Source organism: Lysobacter sp. A378, assembly GCF_054052125.1.
The window spans coordinates 396,774-414,540 of sequence record NZ_JBSVRK010000001.1 but is presented as its reverse complement, the minus strand read 5'-3'; the positions used below and the strand labels follow the sequence as shown (position 1 = coordinate 414,540).

The 17,767-nt window shown below is 66.8% G+C and carries 16 protein-coding genes; 9 read left to right on the top strand and 7 right to left on the bottom strand.

Annotated features, from left to right (window positions below; all coding sequences use genetic code 11):
- Positions 1–104: 104 nt before the first annotated feature.
- The 6 genes from dprA to ACW7G1_RS01735 all read left to right on the top strand — a co-directional run bounded on the left by dprA (position 105) and on the right by ACW7G1_RS01735 (position 6,688).
- On the top strand, positions 105–1,304 hold the full coding sequence (dprA, locus tag ACW7G1_RS01760; RefSeq protein WP_456978047.1) for a DNA-processing protein DprA: 1,200 nt from the start codon (positions 105–107) through the stop codon (positions 1,302–1,304).
- Between the two features lie 77 nt (positions 1,305–1,381).
- Positions 1,382–1,870: a DUF494 family protein gene (locus ACW7G1_RS01755; protein WP_456962598.1), complete on the top strand. Its 489-nt coding sequence runs from the start codon at positions 1,382–1,384 to the stop codon at positions 1,868–1,870.
- A 149-nt stretch (positions 1,871–2,019) separates the two neighbouring features.
- Entirely contained in the window at positions 2,020–4,515 is a 2,496-nt protein-coding gene (locus ACW7G1_RS01750) for a DNA topoisomerase I (RefSeq protein WP_456978046.1), read from the top strand.
- A gap of 112 nt (positions 4,516–4,627) precedes the next feature.
- On the top strand, positions 4,628–5,191 hold the full coding sequence (locus tag ACW7G1_RS01745; RefSeq protein WP_456978045.1) for a Sua5/YciO/YrdC/YwlC family protein: 564 nt from the start codon (positions 4,628–4,630) through the stop codon (positions 5,189–5,191).
- A gap of 49 nt (positions 5,192–5,240) precedes the next feature.
- On the top strand, positions 5,241–6,014 hold the full coding sequence (locus ACW7G1_RS01740) for a DUF4124 domain-containing protein (RefSeq protein ID WP_456978043.1): 774 nt from the start codon (positions 5,241–5,243) through the stop codon (positions 6,012–6,014).
- Complete coding sequence (locus ACW7G1_RS01735; RefSeq protein ID WP_456978042.1) at positions 6,014–6,688, top strand: DUF4124 domain-containing protein; 675 nt, start codon at positions 6,014–6,016, stop codon at positions 6,686–6,688. The genes ACW7G1_RS01740 and ACW7G1_RS01735 overlap by 1 nt, the downstream gene beginning before the upstream one ends.
- Before the next feature lie 260 nt (positions 6,689–6,948).
- Here ACW7G1_RS01735 and alr read toward each other — a convergent pair whose 3' ends face one another.
- Positions 6,949–8,109 (bottom strand): alanine racemase, encoded by a 1,161-nt coding sequence (alr, locus tag ACW7G1_RS01730; protein ID WP_456978041.1) that lies wholly within the window; start codon positions 8,107–8,109, stop codon positions 6,949–6,951.
- Complete coding sequence (locus tag ACW7G1_RS01725) at positions 8,109–9,401, bottom strand: D-amino acid dehydrogenase (RefSeq protein ID WP_456978040.1); 1,293 nt, start codon at positions 9,399–9,401, stop codon at positions 8,109–8,111. The genes alr and ACW7G1_RS01725 overlap by 1 nt, the downstream gene beginning before the upstream one ends.
- Positions 9,402–9,548: 147 nt before the next feature.
- Here ACW7G1_RS01725 and ACW7G1_RS01720 point away from each other — a divergent pair, with 147 nt between their 5' ends.
- Positions 9,549–10,028: a winged helix-turn-helix transcriptional regulator gene (locus ACW7G1_RS01720; protein ID WP_456978039.1), complete on the top strand. Its 480-nt coding sequence runs from the start codon at positions 9,549–9,551 to the stop codon at positions 10,026–10,028.
- Between the two features lie 37 nt (positions 10,029–10,065).
- On the opposite strand, the gene ACW7G1_RS01715 is transcribed toward ACW7G1_RS01720, so the two are convergent.
- The gene (locus ACW7G1_RS01715) at positions 10,066–10,845 is read right to left on the bottom strand and encodes an SDR family oxidoreductase (RefSeq protein WP_456962606.1); all 780 of its coding nucleotides are present in this window, start codon (positions 10,843–10,845) and stop codon (positions 10,066–10,068) included.
- Between the two features lie 126 nt (positions 10,846–10,971).
- Between ACW7G1_RS01715 and ACW7G1_RS01710 the strand changes: the two genes are divergently transcribed.
- Positions 10,972–11,226 (top strand): hypothetical protein, encoded by a 255-nt coding sequence (locus tag ACW7G1_RS01710; protein WP_456978038.1) that lies wholly within the window; start codon positions 10,972–10,974, stop codon positions 11,224–11,226.
- A 14-nt stretch (positions 11,227–11,240) separates the two neighbouring features.
- Here the strand turns inward: ACW7G1_RS01710 and sppA are convergent, their stop codons facing one another.
- Both sppA and ACW7G1_RS01700 read right to left on the bottom strand, forming a co-directional pair.
- Complete coding sequence (sppA, locus tag ACW7G1_RS01705; RefSeq protein WP_456978037.1) at positions 11,241–13,127, bottom strand: signal peptide peptidase SppA; 1,887 nt, start codon at positions 13,125–13,127, stop codon at positions 11,241–11,243.
- Between the two features lie 65 nt (positions 13,128–13,192).
- Positions 13,193–14,620 (bottom strand): MATE family efflux transporter, encoded by a 1,428-nt coding sequence (locus tag ACW7G1_RS01700; protein ID WP_456978036.1) that lies wholly within the window; start codon positions 14,618–14,620, stop codon positions 13,193–13,195.
- Positions 14,621–14,738: 118 nt separating this feature from the next.
- Here ACW7G1_RS01700 and ACW7G1_RS01695 point away from each other — a divergent pair, with 118 nt between their 5' ends.
- Entirely contained in the window at positions 14,739–15,908 is a 1,170-nt protein-coding gene (locus tag ACW7G1_RS01695; RefSeq protein ID WP_456978035.1) for a DUF3667 domain-containing protein, read from the top strand.
- 19 nt (positions 15,909–15,927) lie between these two features.
- Here ACW7G1_RS01695 and ACW7G1_RS01690 read toward each other — a convergent pair whose 3' ends face one another.
- Positions 15,928–16,587: a DUF3106 domain-containing protein gene (locus ACW7G1_RS01690; protein WP_456978034.1), complete on the bottom strand. Its 660-nt coding sequence runs from the start codon at positions 16,585–16,587 to the stop codon at positions 15,928–15,930.
- Positions 16,577–17,596: a hypothetical protein gene (locus tag ACW7G1_RS01685; RefSeq protein WP_456978033.1), complete on the bottom strand. Its 1,020-nt coding sequence runs from the start codon at positions 17,594–17,596 to the stop codon at positions 16,577–16,579. Before ACW7G1_RS01685 ends, ACW7G1_RS01690 begins: the two co-directional genes overlap by 11 nt.
- Positions 17,597–17,767: the final 171 nt, after the last annotated feature.

Here is a 17,767-nt window from a genome sequence, read left to right as displayed (position 1 = left end):
CAACGCGCTGACCCCACGCGCTGATCCATCGCGCGGGGTTTTCCTACAGCGATACACGACGGCGCCCGAGGGCGCCGTCGTTGTTTGGGCCGGATGCTGGACCGATGCGTGCCAGCCAACCCGACCCCTTCAGCATCAGTCGCGCCGATCCAGGCAGCGCCAATCCAACCAGTCCAGCCCGTAGCGAAGCCCTGCTGCGGCTGGTCGCCTGCGGCGGGCCGTGCGAGCCGCGCCGGCGCCTGGTTGAACAAGTCCCGCCTGCCCGTGCGCTGGACGCAGGCGCGCCGCTGTGGCGGGCCTGCGGGCTGAACACCGCCCAAGTCACCGCGCTACGTGGCCCCGCACCGGCAACCCTCGAGCGCGCCCGCGCCTGGCTTGCCGAGCCCGGGCATCACCTGCTGGGCTGGGATGACCCCGACTATCCGCCCTTGCTGCGAAACATTCCGAGCCCGCCTTTGGTGCTGTTCATCGATGGCGACCCCAGCCTGCTGTGGCGGCCGGCGATCGCGCTGGTCGGCAGCCGCTCACCCACGCCGGGCGGACGCGACAATGCCGCCGAGTTTGGTCGCCGCTTCGCCGCTGCGGGCCTGGCGGTGGCCAGTGGCATGGCGGCTGGGATCGACACCGCCGCCCACCATGCCGTGTTGGCGGTCGGAGGGGTCACGTTGGCGGTGCTGGGCACGGGTGCCGACGTTGCCTACCCGCGCAGCAACGTCGCTCTTCGTGCCCGTATCGCCACCGATGGTGCTGTCATCAGCGAGCATCTTCCCGGAACCGGTCCGCGCAAGGAGCACTTCCCCAGCCGCAACCGGATCCTCGCCGGACTGAGCCTTGGCACCCTGGTGATTGAAGCCGCCCATCGCTCCGGGGCGCTGATCACCGCGCGCCTGGCCGGTGAGTACGGCCGCGAGGTGATGGCGTTGCCCGGCTCGATCCACAATCCGCTGGCCCGTGGCTGCCATCGCCTGATCCGCGACGGCGCCTGCCTGGTGGAACGCCCACAAGAGGTCATCGACCTGGTGGCAGTGGCGGCCGGTGATCTGGCCGACGACTTGCGCCAGCGGTTGTCCGCCCCCACGTCAGGGAGTCAAGCCACCACCGAGACCGATCCCATACTCGCCGCCCCTGCCATTGGCGCCGAACAGCAAGAACTGTGGCAAGCGCTGGGCCACGATCCCTGTGACATGGACCAACTGGTAGAGCGCACCGGTTTGACGGCTGCGCAGCTGTCATCCATGCTCCTGCCGATGGAGCTAGAGGGTCGCGTGGTCACGCAGCACGGCCGGTACTACCGCAGCCGCTGAAACCGTCCTCCGGACGCGCCCGGCGGTCCCAACAACTCCTGACCCACCGCGCCAACAGCGGCGCAGGCCGAGGGGAAATGAAAGAAAGCATCCTGGACGTCCTGCTGTACCTGTTTGAACACTACTTCACCGAAGACGCGGATCTGGTTCGCGACCGTGAAAACCTGCAAAGCGGCCCTCTGTTCGAAGAGTTGGGCCAGGCCGGCTTCAGTCCTGCCGAGATCAACAAGGCGTTCGAGTGGCTTGATGCGCTGGCCAGCCAACGACCCGCAGCCAGCCCGCTGCGCGCCGACGGCCCCACCCGCGTCTACGCCGGCCCCGAGCTGGACCGCCTGGATACCGACTGCCGCGGGTTCCTGTTGTTCCTGGAGCAGCACCGGATCCTCGACGCCGGCCAGCGAGAGCTGGTGGTCGACCGGGCGATGGCGCTGGACCAGCACGAGATCGACCTGGACGACCTCAAATGGGTGGTGCTGATGGTGCTGTTCAACCAGCCCGGCAGCGAAGCGGCTTACGCCTGGATGGAAACCCAGATGTTCGAGGAAGAGCCCGAGCCCGTGCACTGAAATACTTGACAGCGGCGTCCGCGGCATGATTCCACTGGAAAGCGATTTTCTCGTGTCCGCGGCCAGTTCACGGGCGTTGTTGTAGTACGTCTTTCTTCCGCGTCAGCTCCACGACGCGTCTCCGCCACTGACCACAAGGCTGTGCCGCAATGGCCAAGAACCTCCTTATCGTCGAGTCGCCCGCCAAGGCCAAGACGATCAACAAGTACCTCGGCAAGGACTTCATCGTCCTGGCCTCTTATGGCCACGTGCGCGATCTGGTGCCGAAGGAAGGCGCGGTCGATCCCGCCGCCGGCTTCGCGATGCGCTATGACCTGATCGAGCGCAACGAGAAGCACGTCGAGGCGATTGCCAAGGCGGCCAAAAAAGCCGAAGCGGTTTATCTGGCAACCGATCCGGATCGCGAGGGTGAGGCGATCAGCTGGCATATCGCCGAGATCCTGCGCGAGCGCGGTTTGCTGGAGGACAAGCTGCTCAAGCGGGTGGTGTTCACCGAGATCACACCGCGCGCGATCAACGAGGCGATGGCACACCCGCGCGATATCGCCGCCGACCTGGTCGATGCGCAGCAGGCGCGCCGGGCGCTGGACTATCTGGTCGGTTTCAACCTGTCGCCGGTGTTGTGGCGCAAGGTCCAGCGCGGCCTGTCCGCCGGTCGCGTGCAGTCACCCGCGTTGCGGATGATCGTGGAGCGCGAGCTGGAGATCGAGGCCTTCAAGGCCCGGGAATACTGGTCGATCCAGGCCGATTGCCAACACCCCAGCCAGGCTTTCAGCGCCCGGCTGACCAAGCTGGACGGCAAGAAGTTCGAGCAATTCACCATCACCGATGGCGACACCGCCGAAGCCGCCCGCCAGCGCATCACCAGCGCCGCCGGCAGCGCGCTGCAGGTCACCGATGTCACCAGCAAGGAGCGCAAGCGCCGCCCGACCGCACCGTTCACCACCTCCACCCTGCAGCAGGAGGCCGCGCGCAAGCTGGGCTTCACCACCAAGCGCACCATGCAGGTCGCCCAGAAGCTCTACGAGGGCGTGGCGCTGGGTGGCGAGGAAGGCACCGTCGGGCTGATCAGCTACATGCGTACCGACTCGGTCAACCTGTCGATCGAGGCGGTCGCGGAGATCCGCGACGTGATCGCGCGCGACTACGGCACCGGCGCGGTGCCCGACCAGCCCAACGTCTACAAGTCCAAGGCCAAGAACGCACAGGAAGCCCATGAGGCGATACGGCCGACGTCCGCGCTGCGCACACCGGCGCAGATGGCCAGCTTCCTGGAAGACGACGCACGCCGTTTGTACGAGCTGATCTGGAAACGCGCAGTGTCCAGCCAGATGATCCCGGCGATCCTCAATACGGTCTCGGTCGACCTGGCTGCCGGCAGCGAGCACAGCTTCCGGGTCTCGGGCACCACCGTGGTCAACCCGGGGTTCCTGGCCGTCTACGAGGAAGGCAAGGACGCCAAGGCCACCGACGCCGACGATGAGGGCCGCAAGTTGCCGGCCATGAAGACCGGCGACCGGATTCCGGTCCAGGCCATCCAGGCCAACCAGCATTTCACCGAGCCACCGCCGCGGTTCTCCGAAGCCTCGCTGGTCAAGACCCTGGAGGAATACGGGATCGGCCGGCCGTCGACGTACGCCTCGATCATCGCCACCTTGCTGTATCGCAAGTACGTCGAACTGGAAAGCCGCCGCTTCCGGCCGACCGATGTTGGCCGTGCGGTCAGCAACTTCCTGTCCGGCCATTTCACCCAGTACGTCGACTACGACTTCACCGCCAAGCTCGAGGACGAACTCGATGCGGTGTCGCGCGGCGAGGAGGAGTGGGTGCCGTTGATGGAGCGGTTCTGGACGCCGTTCAAGGAAATGGTCGACGAAAAGATGGAATCGGTCGACCGCAACCAGGCGACCGGCGCGCGCGAATTGGGCACCGATCCCAAGACCGGCAAGCCGGTCAGCGTCCGGCTCGGTCGCTACGGGCCATACGCGGCGATCGGCAGCACCGCCGAGGACGCCGAAGACAAACCGAAGTTCGCCTCGCTGCGGCCTGGCCAGAGCATGCATACGATCGGCCTTGAAGACGCGCTGGAGCTGTTCAAGATGCCGCGCCTGCTGGGTGAGTCCAACGGCGAGGAAGTCAGTGTCGGTATCGGCCGCTTCGGCCCGTTTGCCAAGCGCGGCAGCGTCTATGCCTCGCTGCCCAAGGAGGACGACCCGTACAAGGTCGAGCTGGCCCGGGCGATCTTCCTGATCGAGGAAAAGGAAGAGATCGCGCGCAACCGGATCATCAAGCAGTTCGACGGCAGCGACATCCAGGTCCTGAACGGCCGCTACGGCCCGTACCTGAGCGACGGCAAGCTCAACGGCAAGATCCCCAAGGATCGCGAGCCGGCTTCACTGACGCTGGAAGAAGTGATCAAGCTGATGGAGGAGACCGGAAAGCCGATGCGAAAGGGCTTCGGCAAGAAGGCGCCGGCCAAGAAAGTCGCGAAGAAGGCGGCGGCGAAAAAAGTCGTGAAGAAGGCCCCGGCCAAGAAAGCCGTGAAAAAAGTCGCGAAGAAGGCCGCAAAGAAGACGGTGAAAAAGGCAAGCAAGAAAACCGTCGCCAAGAAGGTCGTGAAGAAGGCGGTCAGCGCAGCCAGCTGACCCCATCGGCAACACCCGGATGCAGCAGCGACGTGAGTCGCGCTGCCCGGGAACTGCCGGCCGCCGACGCGTTCGCGTCTTGCTTCACCGCGCGTAGCGCTATGCTTCCCGCATGTCTCCGTCCCCCGACGTTTCCACCGCGGTCGCCGCCCTGCGCCGGGGCGGCATCATCATCTACCCGACCGAGGCGGTCTGGGGCCTGGGTTGCGATCCCTTCGATGGCGACGCGGTCACTCGGCTGCTCCGTATCAAGCAACGCGCCGTCGACAAGGGCCTGATCCTGATCGCCGGATCCACGGAGCAGCTGGACGGGCTGCTCGACTGGAAAGCCCTGCCGGCCGGCTGCCGCGAGCCGGTATTGCGCAGCTGGCCGGGCCCCGATACCTGGATCGTGCCGGCAACCTCGCAGGTGCCCGGCTGGATCACCGGCAGTCACGCCGGTGTCGCCGTCCGGGTCAGCGCGCACCCCACCGTGGTTGCGCTGTGTGCCGCGTTCGGCGGTCCGCTGGTATCGACCAGCGCCAACCTCGCGGGTCGGCCACCGGCGCTCCAGCGCGACACCCTGGACCCGGCGCTGCTGGACGAGGTCGATGCACTCGTGCAAGGCACCACCGGCGGTCGCAACGCACCGACCACGATCCGCGACGCACGCAGCGGCACCACCTTGCGCGATTGACGCCCCGGCGTCGCTTTCGCGTTCATCGCGGAGCGGGCAAGATGGCGCCATGCATCGACCCATCTGGCCCTCGTTGTTCGGCATTGTCGCCCTGACGCTTGCAAGTGCGGCCCCGGCTTCGGGCAACGACGGGATCACCATCTACCGCTGCACCGATGGGCAAGGACGACTGAGCCTGCGCGACACCCCGTGCGCGAACGGACAACAACAGCAACGCGTCGACATGGTGCGACCCCGGGACCCACCGCCCCGGCCGGCTGCCGACGCAGCGACGACGACCATCCCGACGCCCGCCACCTCAACCGCCGTGCAGGCATCGCCGCAGGTGATCGTGATCCAGCCGCCGCAGCCGGTTTACCAATGCGTCACGCACGAAGGCGAGCGCTACACCAGCGACAACCCCGCCGGCAATCCGCGCTGGGTACCGCTGTGGACATTGGGCTACCCGGTCTATCCACGGTCCGGTCGGGTCGGACGACCTGGCTACCCTCCTGCCGTCCCAGCGCACCGGCCGGCTCCCAGCGAACGTCAGGTCAGTCGCTTCAAGTTCGACAGCGTCGGCAGGCCAACGCCAGAACCCTCGCGGAGTGCCCCCGGCTTGCCAGTGCGCCCGCCGATGGCCGGACTTGGCCTATCGCCGGGCAGCTGGATCAGCGACCAGTGTCACCGGCTGCCACAAGATCAGGTGTGCAACCACTTGCGGGACCGGCGCTGGGAGCTCGGCCGACGCTACAACAGCGCAATGCAGAGTGAGCGCCGCCAGATCGATGCCGAGCAGCGCCAGATCGATGCGCGCCTGGTCAACGACTGCAGGTCCGGCTGATGCGCGCGGCGCTGTTATTGCTGCTGGGCCTGCTGGCCGGTGCCGCCGCCGCACAGGATTCGGTGGTCATCTACCGCTGTACCGACGCCACTGGCGCCGTCAGCGTGCAAAACGACATCCCGTGCGCCAAGGGCAGCCAGCAGCAACGCCGGGTGATTGAAACCGAGCGGCCGACACCGGCACCACCAGTCGCGGTGGGTCCGGTGGGTCCGTTGGTGCCGTTACTGCCGATCACTGATCCGGCCGCTGGCCAGATCGCTACGGCGGACGCGGCCACTGCGGCCGGCGAACCCGGCAATCCCGATGAGCCCGCCCTGGACACCGGTTCCAACCCGTCGCCGGCCGACTTGCTGCCACCGCCACCGCTGTTTTCCTGCCGCAGTTGGGACCGCCAGATCCTGCTGACCGACAACGCCGTCCCGGCCGAGCGTTGCGCGCCGCTGGAAACCACCGGACTGGGCGGGGATCCGGCGGCCGGCGCCGGGGTCGCGTGCGAGATCAAGCGTGACCACTGCGAGCCGGTCGCCGAGGACCAGCTGTGCGAGCAATGGCGCAAGTACCTCAATGACACCGAGGCGATGTTGCAGTTCGGTCGCGCACCGGACCCGGCGGGCACGCGCGCGGAAGTCGAGCGGATCGGCGCGATCGTGGATGCCAGCACCTGCCGCCGATAAGCGCGCTCGCCGGAGTGCCTGACCATCGCCGTCACTCCCACTCGCCAGGAAGTGCCGGAACCATTGCCGTCACTCCCGCGAAGGCGGGAGTCCAGGGACGTTAAGCGCGTGAACATCAAAGTCCATGGATCCCCGCCTTCGCGGGGATGACGAGCAAAAAACGGATCCCTGCCGTCGCGGGGATGGCGAGCAAAAATGGATCTCTGCCTTCACTGGAATGGCGAGTAAAAGCCGGATTGTTCGGGCAGTTGGAGCGCCTTTCAGTCGCCTAGGTAACGACGTGGCACCCGTTTCAACCCACACAGCAACTGATAGGCGCTGGTGCTGCAATGGCGCGCCAGGTCGGCCGCACGCACCTGCTTGCCCCACAGCTCGACCTGGCTGCCCAGGCCTGCCGCCGGATGGTCGGTGATGTCCACTGTCAGCATGTCCATCGATACCCGCCCGATCACCTCACCGGGTTGACCATCGATCGCCACCGGGGTGCCATTGGGTGCGAACTGCGGATAACCATCGGCATAGCCCATGGCCACCACACCCACGCGGCTCGGCCGCCGGGTGACGAACTTCGCGCCGTAGCCGACCGGCTCGCCCGCCGCCAGTTCGCGCACCCCGATCACCTGCGACTGGACCGTCATCACCGGCTGCAGGCGGTCCGCGACCGGATGCGGCTGATCGAACGGGCTGGCCCCGTACAACATCAATCCCGGACGGCCCCACTCGCCGTCCACGCCGGGCCAGCCCAGCAGCGCCGCCGAATTTTCCACACTGGTGGCCAAGGCCCGAGGAAGATCGAGCCGGGTTCCGTTGCCCTCGCCCGCCATCAATGACGCATCGACCGGCGCGGCCCCGGGACCGACACCGGTTCGCGCCTGCTCAAGGACTTGTTCAAACAGCGCCACCTGCTCGGCAGTACGCACATTGCCGAGTTCATCGGCGCGCGCAAAATGGGTCATGGCGACGACCTCAGCCACCTGCGGCAATGCTTGCAACCGCCGCAGGCAGTCCAGGTACGCCGACGCCGAAAGGCCGAGCCGGTGCATGCCCGAATCCAGCTTCAGCCAGACCTTGAATGGCCGCGCCGGCCGCGCACGCTCGATCGCCTCGACCTGCCATTCGGACTGCACCACGCACCACAGCTGGTGACGGTCGATCAGCACCAACTCATCGGCTTCAAAGAAACCTTCCAGCAACAGGATTGGGGCGCGGATGCCGGCCTCGCGCAGCTCCAGTGCTTCCTCGATGCAGGCCACCGCGAAGCCATCGGCCTCGGCCTCCAATGCGCGGGCGCAGCGAACCGCGCCATGACTGTAAGCATCGGCCTTGACCACCGCCAATGCCTTGTGCCCGCCCAGCTCCCGCGCCAGCCGATAGTTGTGGCGTAATGCGTCCAGGTCGATGAGCGCTTGAGCGGGGCGCATCAGGCGCGCCCTGCCAGCGACGACGAACCGCGCGCACGGCCGCCGTAGCGCGAAATATCCAGCCCTTCGCCACTGATCAGGGGCGTCTGGCCGCCCATCAGGTCCGCCAGGTAGCGGCCCGAACCACACGCCATCGTCCAGCCCAGCGTGCCGTGGCCAGTGTTGAGATAGAGGTTGTCCAGACCGGTCGCGCCAATCACCGGGGTGCCATCCGGGGTCGCCGGACGTAGGCCGGTCCAGAACTCCGCCCGGGCAAGGTCGCCGCCGTGCGGGTAGAGGTCGTTGACCACCTTTTCCAGGGTCGCCTGGCGGCGCGGATTCAGCGACAGGTCGAAACCGGCGACCTCGGCCATGCCGCCGACCCGGATGCGCTGGTCGAAACGGGTGACCGCGACCTTGTAGCTCTCGTCGAGGATGGTCGAGGTCGGCGCCATCGCCGCATCGGTGATTGGCAAGGTCAGCGAGTACCCCTTCAACGGATACACCGGCAGCTTGATCCCCAGCGGCGCCAGCAACTGCGGACTGTAGCTGCCCAGCGCGAGCACATAGCGGTCGGCGCGCTCGATCTGGCCGTCGATGCTCACCCCGGTGACGCGACCGCCATCGGCCAGCAGCCGGTCGACGGTCGCCCCGAAACGGAACTCGACCCCGGCCGCCTGCGCACGCTGCGCCAGCAGCCGGGTGAACAATTCACAGTCGCCGGTCTCGTCATGCGGCAGCCGCAACGCACCGGTGAGCTTGTCGGTCACGCCCGCCAACGCCGGCTCCACCGCGACGATCCCGTCACGGTCCAGCAACTCGTACGGCACCCCATATTGCTTCAGCACCGCGATGTCCTTGGCGGCGTCATCCAACTGCCGCTGGGTCCGGAACAGCTGCACGGTGCCCAGTTGCCGCCCCTCGTAATCCATGCCGGTCTCGTGACGCAACTCGTCCAGGCAGTCGCGGCTGTACTCCGACAAGCGCACCATCCGCGACTTGTTGACCCCATAGCGATCGATCGTGCAGTTGCGCAGCATCTGCAGCAGCCACAGGTACTGGTTCGGGTCCAGGCCGGGCTTGATCGCCAGCGGCGCGTGACGCGAGAACAACCACTTCAACGCCTTCAACGGCACCCCGGGTGCCGCCCACGGCGCGGCGTACCCCGGCGACACCTGACCGGCATTGGCGAAGCTGGTCTCCTGAGCCGGCGCCGGCTGACGGTCGACCACGGTCACCTCGAAGCCGGCCTGCGCGAGATACCACGCGCTGCACACGCCGATCACACCACTGCCCAATACCAATACCCGCATCGCACGCGCCTTCCGGTGGTTTCCCGGCGAATGATTCGCCGGACATCAGTGACAGCGAGTATAGGAATGATCGCCAAATCTTTCCCCCTGTATTTCCCGCCATTCTCAGGCAAAATCACTGCAATACAGGCGATTTTTGGAACTTTCATGGCCGGTAAAAACCGCGGCATAGATAAAATCGACCGCAATATCCTGCGCATCCTGCAGCAGGAGGGGCGGATCTCGTTCACCGAGCTGGGGGAGCGCGTCGGCCTGTCCACCACTCCGTGCACCGAGCGGGTGCGCCGACTGGAGCGCGACGGCGTCATCACCGGCTACCACGCCCGCCTGGACCCACACCAGCTGGGCGCCGGGCTGCTGGTCTACGTCGAGATCAGCCTGGCCTACAAGTCCGGCGACATCTTCGAGGAGTTCCGCGCCGCCGCCCTGCGCCTGCCCCATGTGCTGGAGTGCCACCTGGTCTCGGGCGACTTCGACTACCTGATCAAGGCGCGCATCTCGGAGATGGCGTCGTACCGCAAGCTGCTCGGCAACACCCTGCTGACGATGCCCAACGTGCGCGACTCAAAGAGCTACATCGTGATGGAGGAGGTCAAGGAGACGCTGAGTTTGCCGTTGGGGAACTGATCACCAAAACGTGATTGAAATCGCCCCGCACGCCAGCTCAAAACCCGTAACGCAGGAACCCGCCGTCCACGGCGATGCATTCGCCGGTGACGTAACTGGCCGCTGGCAGGCACAGGAAGGCGACTGCCGCGGCGACTTCTTCGGGCTCGCCGATGCGGCCGATCGGGGTGCGCAGCAGGACTTCGTCCAGGTAGTCCGGATCGGCCAGTGCGCCGGAGGTGCGACGGGTGCGGATGTACCACGGGGCGACGGCGTTGACGCGGATGCCGTCCTCGGCCCACTCGACGGCCAGGTTGCGGGTCATCTGGTGCATCGCCGCCTTGCTCATGCCGTACGGTGCGCCGGTGCGTACGTGGGTCAGGCCGGACACGCTGCCGACATTGACGATGCTCGATGCGGCGTGGTGGGTCAGCAACGGGTGCAGGTAGCGGGACAGCTCGAAGGCGGCGAATACGTTCACCTCGAAGATCTCGCGCCACTCGTCCTCGGCGTACTCGCCGGCCGGTTTGCTGACGTTGGCGCCCGCGTTGTTGACCAGGATATGCAGGCCGCCATCACCCTGGTCCTCGACCCAGTCGAGCAGGGCGCGACGTTCTTCTTCGATGCCGACATCGGCGGCAAATACCTGGATATCGCGCTCCGGGAAGTCCTCCAGCAATTCGGCCCGGGCATCTTCCAGGCCGGCGCTGTTGCGCGCGGCGAGCAGCACGTCGGCACCAAATCCCAGCAACTCGCGCGCGATTGCGCGGCCGATGCCGGCGCTGCCGCCAGTGACCAGTGCCAGCTGCCCGTCCAGTCGCCAACGCTTGGGGTCCATGCCTGCTCCTGTGTTCGTCATCGTGTGTCGCCGGGCGCATGCCACCCGGCACGTGCCATTGCGGCGACAGGTCGCGCCTGCGCGACCGCGTTAGCATAGCGTCGGTCACCATCAGGATGCCTGCTCATGTCACCGACACCGGTTCTGAAACCTGCTTTCAACCTTGTTTCCTGCGTGGCGTTGTTCACGCTCGTGCTGGCAATGGCGGCATGCAACCGGCCCGACGTCCCGGACACCGAGCGCCCGCCGGAGCCGCAGGCCGAGCACACCCAACTGCATGACGCCATCCACGCGCCTCTGGACAAGGCGCGCGCGGTGGAGGAGGCCACCCAGAAGGCGGCCGACGCGCAGCGAGCCGCGATCGAGAAGGCCGGCGGTTAGCCGGACTTACCCAGCTAGTCCAGGCGGCAGAAGCAATACGCCAGCGACTTCACCGGCACGCCGGCGGTCGGTGTCATGGCATCGCCAAGCAACTCCAGGTCGGCCTGGCTATTGGGCAACGCCATGGCCATCATCCCTCGGACCAGGTCCGACTCGCTCAGCCAGTACGCACCGACCCGGCTGCCGGCAAATCCGCTGAACCACTGCTCGAACGGAGTGGCGGCCTTTTCGACGTAGTGCACCGCGTAATCGCCCTCGCCCAGTTTGGCGCGGGTGGCGGCATCGACGATCGCCGGCTGCAGGCCGCCCAACTCATCCACCAGTCCGCGCGCCTTGGCCTGCGCGCCGCTCCAGACCCGGCCGCGGGCAATCTCGTCGACCTGGTCGACCGACTTGCCGCGGGCCTTGGCGACCTTGCCGATGAAGTCGCGGTAGCCCTTCTCGATGACGGACTGGATCACCCCGCCGACTGCCGGATCCAGCGTGCGGGTGATGTCGAATGCACCGGCAAACGCGGTGGTGCCGACACCGTCGGTGTGCACGCCGATCTTGTCGAGCGCGCGCGGGATGGTCGGGATCATGCCGAAGATCCCGATCGAGCCGCTGATGGTGGAGGCATCGGCATAGATCCGATCGGCATTCATGGATATCCAGTAACCGCCCGATGCCGCCAGGTCGCCCATCGACACCACCACCGGCTTGCCGGACGCCTGCAGGGCGACCACTTCACGACGGATCTGCTCGGAGGCGAACACCTCGCCGCCGGGTGAGTTCACCCGCAGTACCACCGCCTTGACGTTCTCGTCGTCGCGAGCATGGTGCAACAGTGCGGAGGTGGACTCGCCACCAATCTTGCCCGGCGGTTGTTCGCCACCGGTGATCGACCCCGCAGCCACCACCACCGCGACCTGCGGCCGCACATCGGCAACCGCCTTCAAGGAGGTGTCCAGATGGGCCAGGTAACCGTCCATCGAGACCTGGCGGAAGCCGCCGCTGGCGTCCTCATCGGCCACGCCCCGCTCGACCAGCAAGTCGGCCACCTGCTCGCGGGTTTTCAAGCCGTCAACCAGCTTGTGCTGCAACGCGTACTGGGCCAGGTCACCGTGCACTGCGGCAATGCCGGCCGGGAGCTGGGCGATGTCGGTCGCCATCTGCGCCGGCGCGATCCCGCGGGCGGTGCCGATGTCGGCCAGGTAGCGCTGCCACAGGTCGTTCATCCAGTACAGGTCGGCTTCCTTGGACTCCGGCGATGCGGCATCCAGCACAAAGGGTTCGGCGGCCGACTTGTACTCGCCCACCTTGAACAGGTGCACGTCCACGCCGAGCTTGTCTTCCAGACCTTCGCGGTAGTACTGGCGATAGCGGCCCAGGCCTTCCAGGATCAGCCCACCCATCGGGTCCAGGTAGACCTCGTCGGCCTGCGCGGCGATCAGGTACTGCTGCTGGCTCATCGAATCGGAAAAAGCGACCACTTGTTTGCCGCTGTCGCGGACCCGGGCCACCGCATCGGCAACTGCGCGGCGCGACGCCATGCCGCCACCCGCCAGTTGATCCAGCCGCAGCGCCACGCGCTCGATGCGTTTGTCGTCGCGGGCTTCATCCAGCGCACGCACCACATCGCGCAGCTGCACCTCACCGCCTTTCGCCCCCAGCGCCTTGGTAAAGGCACGGGTTGCGGGGTCGACACTGTACTGCTCGACCAGGGTGCCCTCGGGCGCAATTACCAACGTGGTGCGCTCAAGCAATGGCTCGGTACGGTCGCCGGCGCTGATCGCGGCCAGTATCAGGAACAACAGGGCGAAGAACACCAGGTTGAAGATCAGCCGGCGGGTGAAGTTCATCGCATCCCACAGACCGACAAAAAAACGGACGATGGGGCCGCGACGGGAAACCTGGTTCATTGCAGACACTCCAAGATGATGCGCGCAGCGTACCTGTACGGCGGCATCGATTCATCCATCATTGGTCATTTCCGCGGCGATGCCAGCAGTTGGCGCAGCCGCGCCGGCCGGCTCGAATACAGCAATCGCAGCCCCAGCAACACCGAGGCGACCAGCAAGCCGGCGATCAGGCCGACCCACATGCCACGGGGCCCCCACGCCGGGGTGAGACCGCCCCAGCCCAGCCCCAACACCCCGCCCAGCGGCATGCCCACCGCCCAGTACGAGAACGCCACCATCAGCATCGGCACCCGGGTGTCACGCAGGCCACGCAACGCGCCTGCGGAGATGACCTGGATGCCGTCGGGCAACTGGAACGCGGCGGCATACAACAACAAGACCGCCGCCGCCGAGGCGACCGCCGCATCGGCGGTGTAGAAGCCAACCACGAGGTCATGGCCCAGCAGCAGCGTCAACCCGGACATCGCCTGGGTCCCCATCACGATCGCGTAGCCTGCCCACGCCGCCCGACGTACCCCGTCGAGGTCGCCGCGACCCAGTGCATGCCCGACCCGCACCGTGGTCGCCTCCGCCAGCCCCAGCGGAATCATGAAGCACAGGCTGGCGACGTTGATCGCGATCTGGTGCGCGGCCGCGGGCACCTCGCCCAACCGTCCGATCAACAGCGCGGTGACGACGAACAGGCCGCCCTCCATCGCCACCGTCACCCCAATCGGCAGGCCGGTGCCCAGCAACCCGCGGATCGCCGGCCATTGCGGCGCGTCGAAGCGCGCGAACAGGCGCAACCCGGCAAACCGCCTGGACCGGCGCAGATACAGCAAGAAGGAAATCGCCTGGATCCACATCATGATTGCCGACGCGATTCCCAGCCCCGCCGCACCCCGCTCGGGCAAGCCGAACATGCCGTAGGCCAGCACATACCCCAACGGCACCAGCACCAGCAGCCCGCCGAAGCCGAACAGCATGGTCGGCAGGGTCCAGTGCAGCCCGTCGCACAGATAACGCATGCACAGATAGAAGGTCAGCGCCGGCACCCCCCAGCGGATCCCGCCTAGGAACTCACGCGCGCCTTCGCGAATGCCCGGGGCGATCCCCATCGGCTCCAACGCCATGCCGACCACGCTGAGGAAACCGAGCAACACCAGACCCAGGCCCAGCGACAGCCACAGCGCCTGCCGGAACAACGCACCGATCTCATCCCGACGTCCGCGACCATCCAGCTGCGAGATCGCTGGCGGCAGCGACATCAAGGTGCCCATCGGCACCATCATCGGCAGCCAGAACAACGCGGTGCCCACCGATACCGCCGCCAACGTGTCAGTGCCATGGTGACCGGCGATGACGGCGTCGACAAAGCCGATCAGGCCGGTAGCCAGATGGCCGAGCACCAGCGGGGCGGCCAGAATCCCGGTGCGGCGGATCTCTGCGGATAGTCGCGGCGACGGCGAAGCGGCGACCGGGGTCGCAACGCTGGGATGTGGGGAGGACGACATGGGAAAGCCGGGGCGCAACTGCAGCCGCGCCCCGAACCGGTGTCGGGCGCTGGCGCCGGGTCGCGACGGGACGCTATCTTACCGGCTCACCTATGACGACCCGTGAACAACGCCCGCCATGAGCAAATCCGCGACCCATCACGACGCCAGTCACTGTGAAAACTGCAGCGCGACACTGCAGGGCGAGTTCTGCCATCAGTGCGGGCAGTCGTCGCACAACCCGATCCGCCACGCCGGACACGCCGTGGAAGAATTCTTCGAGGCGTTCTGGCACCTCGACGGCCGGGTGTTCCGCACCTTGCGCGACCTGATGTCGCCGGGCCGGGTGGCCATCAACTACCTCGCCGGGCACCGCCAGCGCTACATCGCGCCGCTGCGGCTGTTCGTGGTCCTCAGTGTGCTGGCCTTCTTCATCGGCGCGGCGACGGTGCATATCGACGAAAGCACGACAACGACGGAGGGCGTCGCGGCAATCGACGCGGCAACCAGCGTCGCGGCGGTCGAGCGCATCCGCGACCAACTGGTCGCCGACATCGAGCAGGCCCGTGAGCAGGCCGGCCAAGCTATCGGCGTGGACACCCTGCTGGTGACCGCCGAAGTGCGGGTGCGCGCGGCGGCGGCAAACCGGGTGGTCGAACTGACCGGTGCGCCCGTGGACGATGCTGCGCAGGCGTTGGTCGGCATACCCGAAACCGCGGAATCCAAACCCAAGCGTGTGCAGATCAATCTGTTCGGCCACAGCGGTGAATGGGACGCGCAGACCAATCCGTTCGTGATCGGCTGGTGGCCGGACTTCGCCAACCGTTGGCTCAACGGCAAGATCGGCAACATCGAAACCAACATGCAATCGATGGACGGAGCCACCCTGGACGTGTGGTTGCAAGTACTGATGTCGGCAGCACCGTCCGCGCTGTTCCTGCTGGTGCCGGTGTTCGCGTTGATGTTGAAGCTGGCTTATCTGTTCAAGCGGCGGCTGTACATGGAGCACCTGGTGGTCGCGCTGTACAGCCATGTGTTCTTGTTGATCGCGCTGACGCTGACCTTCGTCCTGTCTTCGCTGGACTCCTGGCTGGCGCCACTGGCGAGTTGGCTGGGGGTCGCGCTGGGCGTGCTGTTCGCCGCCGTGGTGGTATGGATGCCGATCTACCTGTTGCTCATGCAGAAGCGGGTTTACCAGCAAGGCTGGTGGATGACGCTGGTCAAATACGTCGTCATCGGCCTGATCTATTTCGTGCTGTTGATGGCCGCGACGATGCTGATGTTTCTCGCCCAATTGGCGCACGCATGAGCGACGCGTCGGCGGCCGCTCAGCGGTGCAGCCGGTCCCACAACCAGTCGTCGCGATTGCTCGCGGCGGTGGATACCAGCTCGCTTCGCACGCGGGCGCGCTCCTGCGGCGGCGTACGCTGGACCAGTACCGCCAGGTCGCGGCGCTGGACCGGCGTCAACTGCCGCAGTACCGCCAACAATGCCTTGTGTTCGGCCTCGGGCACCTGTGCCAGCAGCGGCTGCAACGCGGAATAGTCGGCGCCCAGGGCCGGGCCCAGCATCCAGCCGCGGCGTTCACTGCGGTCAAGCGCGTCGAACTCGCTCCGCAACGCCTGCTGCTGGTCCGCCGGCAGCGTCGCATACGCCGCAGCGGCGGCCGCTACCTGCCGGCGTTCACTGGCCGGCATCGCCTGCCAGGCCGCATGACGCTCGCGGCGCGCGTCACGTTCGGCCGGGGACAACGCCTCCCATTGCGCCGCACTCTGCCGGAATTGTTCTCGCCGTGCTTCGCTCCAACCGGCCCATTGCCCGGCATGGCGCTGCAGCCGGGCGCGTGCCTCGGGCTGTAGCTGCGGCAAGACGTTTGCAAAGTCGTCCAGTACTGGCGGACGGTCCTGCGCGGTGCCGCTGGCAGTCGCAGTCGCGAGCAGTGCCAGCAGTCCTGCAGCCAAGCGCGACCAGCGGCCACTACGGTTCATCAGCGGTCTCCCCTGTGCTGTCGATGTCGGGCGGCGAGACATTACCGTTGGCCGATGTTTTCCGGCTGAGGCCGGCCTCGGCGCCCGGCAACGACGTGCTGACACCGCGCGCGGCCAGCCACGAATGGAAGCCGAGTCGCTGTGCCTGGACCTCGCCGTCGGGATCGGCCAACAACTCGAAATCGCGGTGAGCCACCAGGCCCGCATCGGCATCGTAGCGAGAGGCCGGCGACTGTGCCGGCAACGTCCGTTTCCACACCGAGCCTGCGGGTGGCCCTTCCAGCGCGGTGCGGGCTGGTTCCCAGAACGTGACCGCCAACGCCAGCGCGCACAGCGCCAGTGCGCTCCACAACACCGGCATCAACCACCGCGGTCGAGCTGTCGGCGCCCCAACGCTACCCCACACCGGTCCGCCGGCGGTGTCCGGTCCGGCCGCGGCATCGCCGCGCAATGCTGATTCACGCATCTGGCCCAGCCTCGCCAGTCGCTCCGGCGGAAGGGTCTTGATCCGGCGGTGGGTCTGCTCCCGCAGGCGCTGCCAGGCCCGCGGGTCGGCACGGCCGTCGGCGTGATGCGGCAGTGCCCGCTGCAAGGCGAGGCGATAGGTCGCTTCGCTGATCGCAAACACCGCGGCGGCATCGGCTTCCCCCAGCCCGGCGGCCAGCCGCAACAGCAGCGCCGCGCGGGGACCACTGCCCATCGCCGCCAGACGGTCGGTCGCTTCCAGCTCGATCGCCGCCGGAACCTGGTCCCGTGTGTGTAACCCCGGCTCCGCCAACAGCAGCGCCCAGAAGCGCCACGGCCACTCGCCCATGGCCCATTCACCGGCCTGGAGCCGAAACTTTGCCATCGTCGCGCCGAGTGCAATGTCGCCAGTATCCGCATCGCCACATTGCAGTTCCGCCAGTACCGCCCCCCGCCGCTCCACGCCACGCAGGAACGCCGCCAACGCGGGCGACGCTGGGGTGCGCCCGGTGAGTCGCGGATTGTCGGGTTGGGGGTTGGTCATCGGGACAACTTCGGCATGGCGTCATCATAACCAGCCGCTGGCGGCACGGGACGGCTTGACAAACCCCCCAAAGCGCCACGAACGAAGCGGGATGCGGGCTGCAACCGAAAACGGTTGTGCACAGCGGTCATCGTTTTGACATAAACGCTCTGTTCAGTTTTATCGATGCCA

Bases quoted from the DNA above. Each gene is read 5' to 3' on its own strand.
- dprA (WP_456978047.1), top strand. From the start codon at position 105: ATGCGTGCCAGCCAACCCGACCCCTTCAGCATCAGTCGCGCCGATCCA.
- ACW7G1_RS01755 (WP_456962598.1), top strand. From the start codon at position 1,382: ATGAAAGAAAGCATCCTGGACGTCCTGCTGTACCTGTTTGAACACTAC.
- ACW7G1_RS01750 (WP_456978046.1), top strand. From the start codon at position 2,020: ATGGCCAAGAACCTCCTTATCGTCGAGTCGCCCGCCAAGGCCAAGACG.
- ACW7G1_RS01745 (WP_456978045.1), top strand. From the start codon at position 4,628: ATGTCTCCGTCCCCCGACGTTTCCACCGCGGTCGCCGCCCTGCGCCGG.
- ACW7G1_RS01740 (WP_456978043.1), top strand. From the start codon at position 5,241: ATGCATCGACCCATCTGGCCCTCGTTGTTCGGCATTGTCGCCCTGACG.
- ACW7G1_RS01735 (WP_456978042.1), top strand. From the start codon at position 6,014: ATGCGCGCGGCGCTGTTATTGCTGCTGGGCCTGCTGGCCGGTGCCGCC.
- alr (WP_456978041.1), bottom strand. From the start codon at position 8,109: ATGCGCCCCGCTCAAGCGCTCATCGACCTGGACGCATTACGCCACAAC.
- ACW7G1_RS01725 (WP_456978040.1), bottom strand. From the start codon at position 9,401: ATGCGGGTATTGGTATTGGGCAGTGGTGTGATCGGCGTGTGCAGCGCG.
- ACW7G1_RS01720 (WP_456978039.1), top strand. From the start codon at position 9,549: ATGGCCGGTAAAAACCGCGGCATAGATAAAATCGACCGCAATATCCTG.
- ACW7G1_RS01715 (WP_456962606.1), bottom strand. From the start codon at position 10,845: ATGGACCCCAAGCGTTGGCGACTGGACGGGCAGCTGGCACTGGTCACT.
- ACW7G1_RS01710 (WP_456978038.1), top strand. From the start codon at position 10,972: ATGTCACCGACACCGGTTCTGAAACCTGCTTTCAACCTTGTTTCCTGC.
- sppA (WP_456978037.1), bottom strand. From the start codon at position 13,127: ATGAACCAGGTTTCCCGTCGCGGCCCCATCGTCCGTTTTTTTGTCGGT.
- ACW7G1_RS01700 (WP_456978036.1), bottom strand. From the start codon at position 14,620: ATGTCGTCCTCCCCACATCCCAGCGTTGCGACCCCGGTCGCCGCTTCG.
- ACW7G1_RS01695 (WP_456978035.1), top strand. From the start codon at position 14,739: ATGAGCAAATCCGCGACCCATCACGACGCCAGTCACTGTGAAAACTGC.
- ACW7G1_RS01690 (WP_456978034.1), bottom strand. From the start codon at position 16,587: ATGAACCGTAGTGGCCGCTGGTCGCGCTTGGCTGCAGGACTGCTGGCA.
- ACW7G1_RS01685 (WP_456978033.1), bottom strand. From the start codon at position 17,596: ATGACCAACCCCCAACCCGACAATCCGCGACTCACCGGGCGCACCCCA.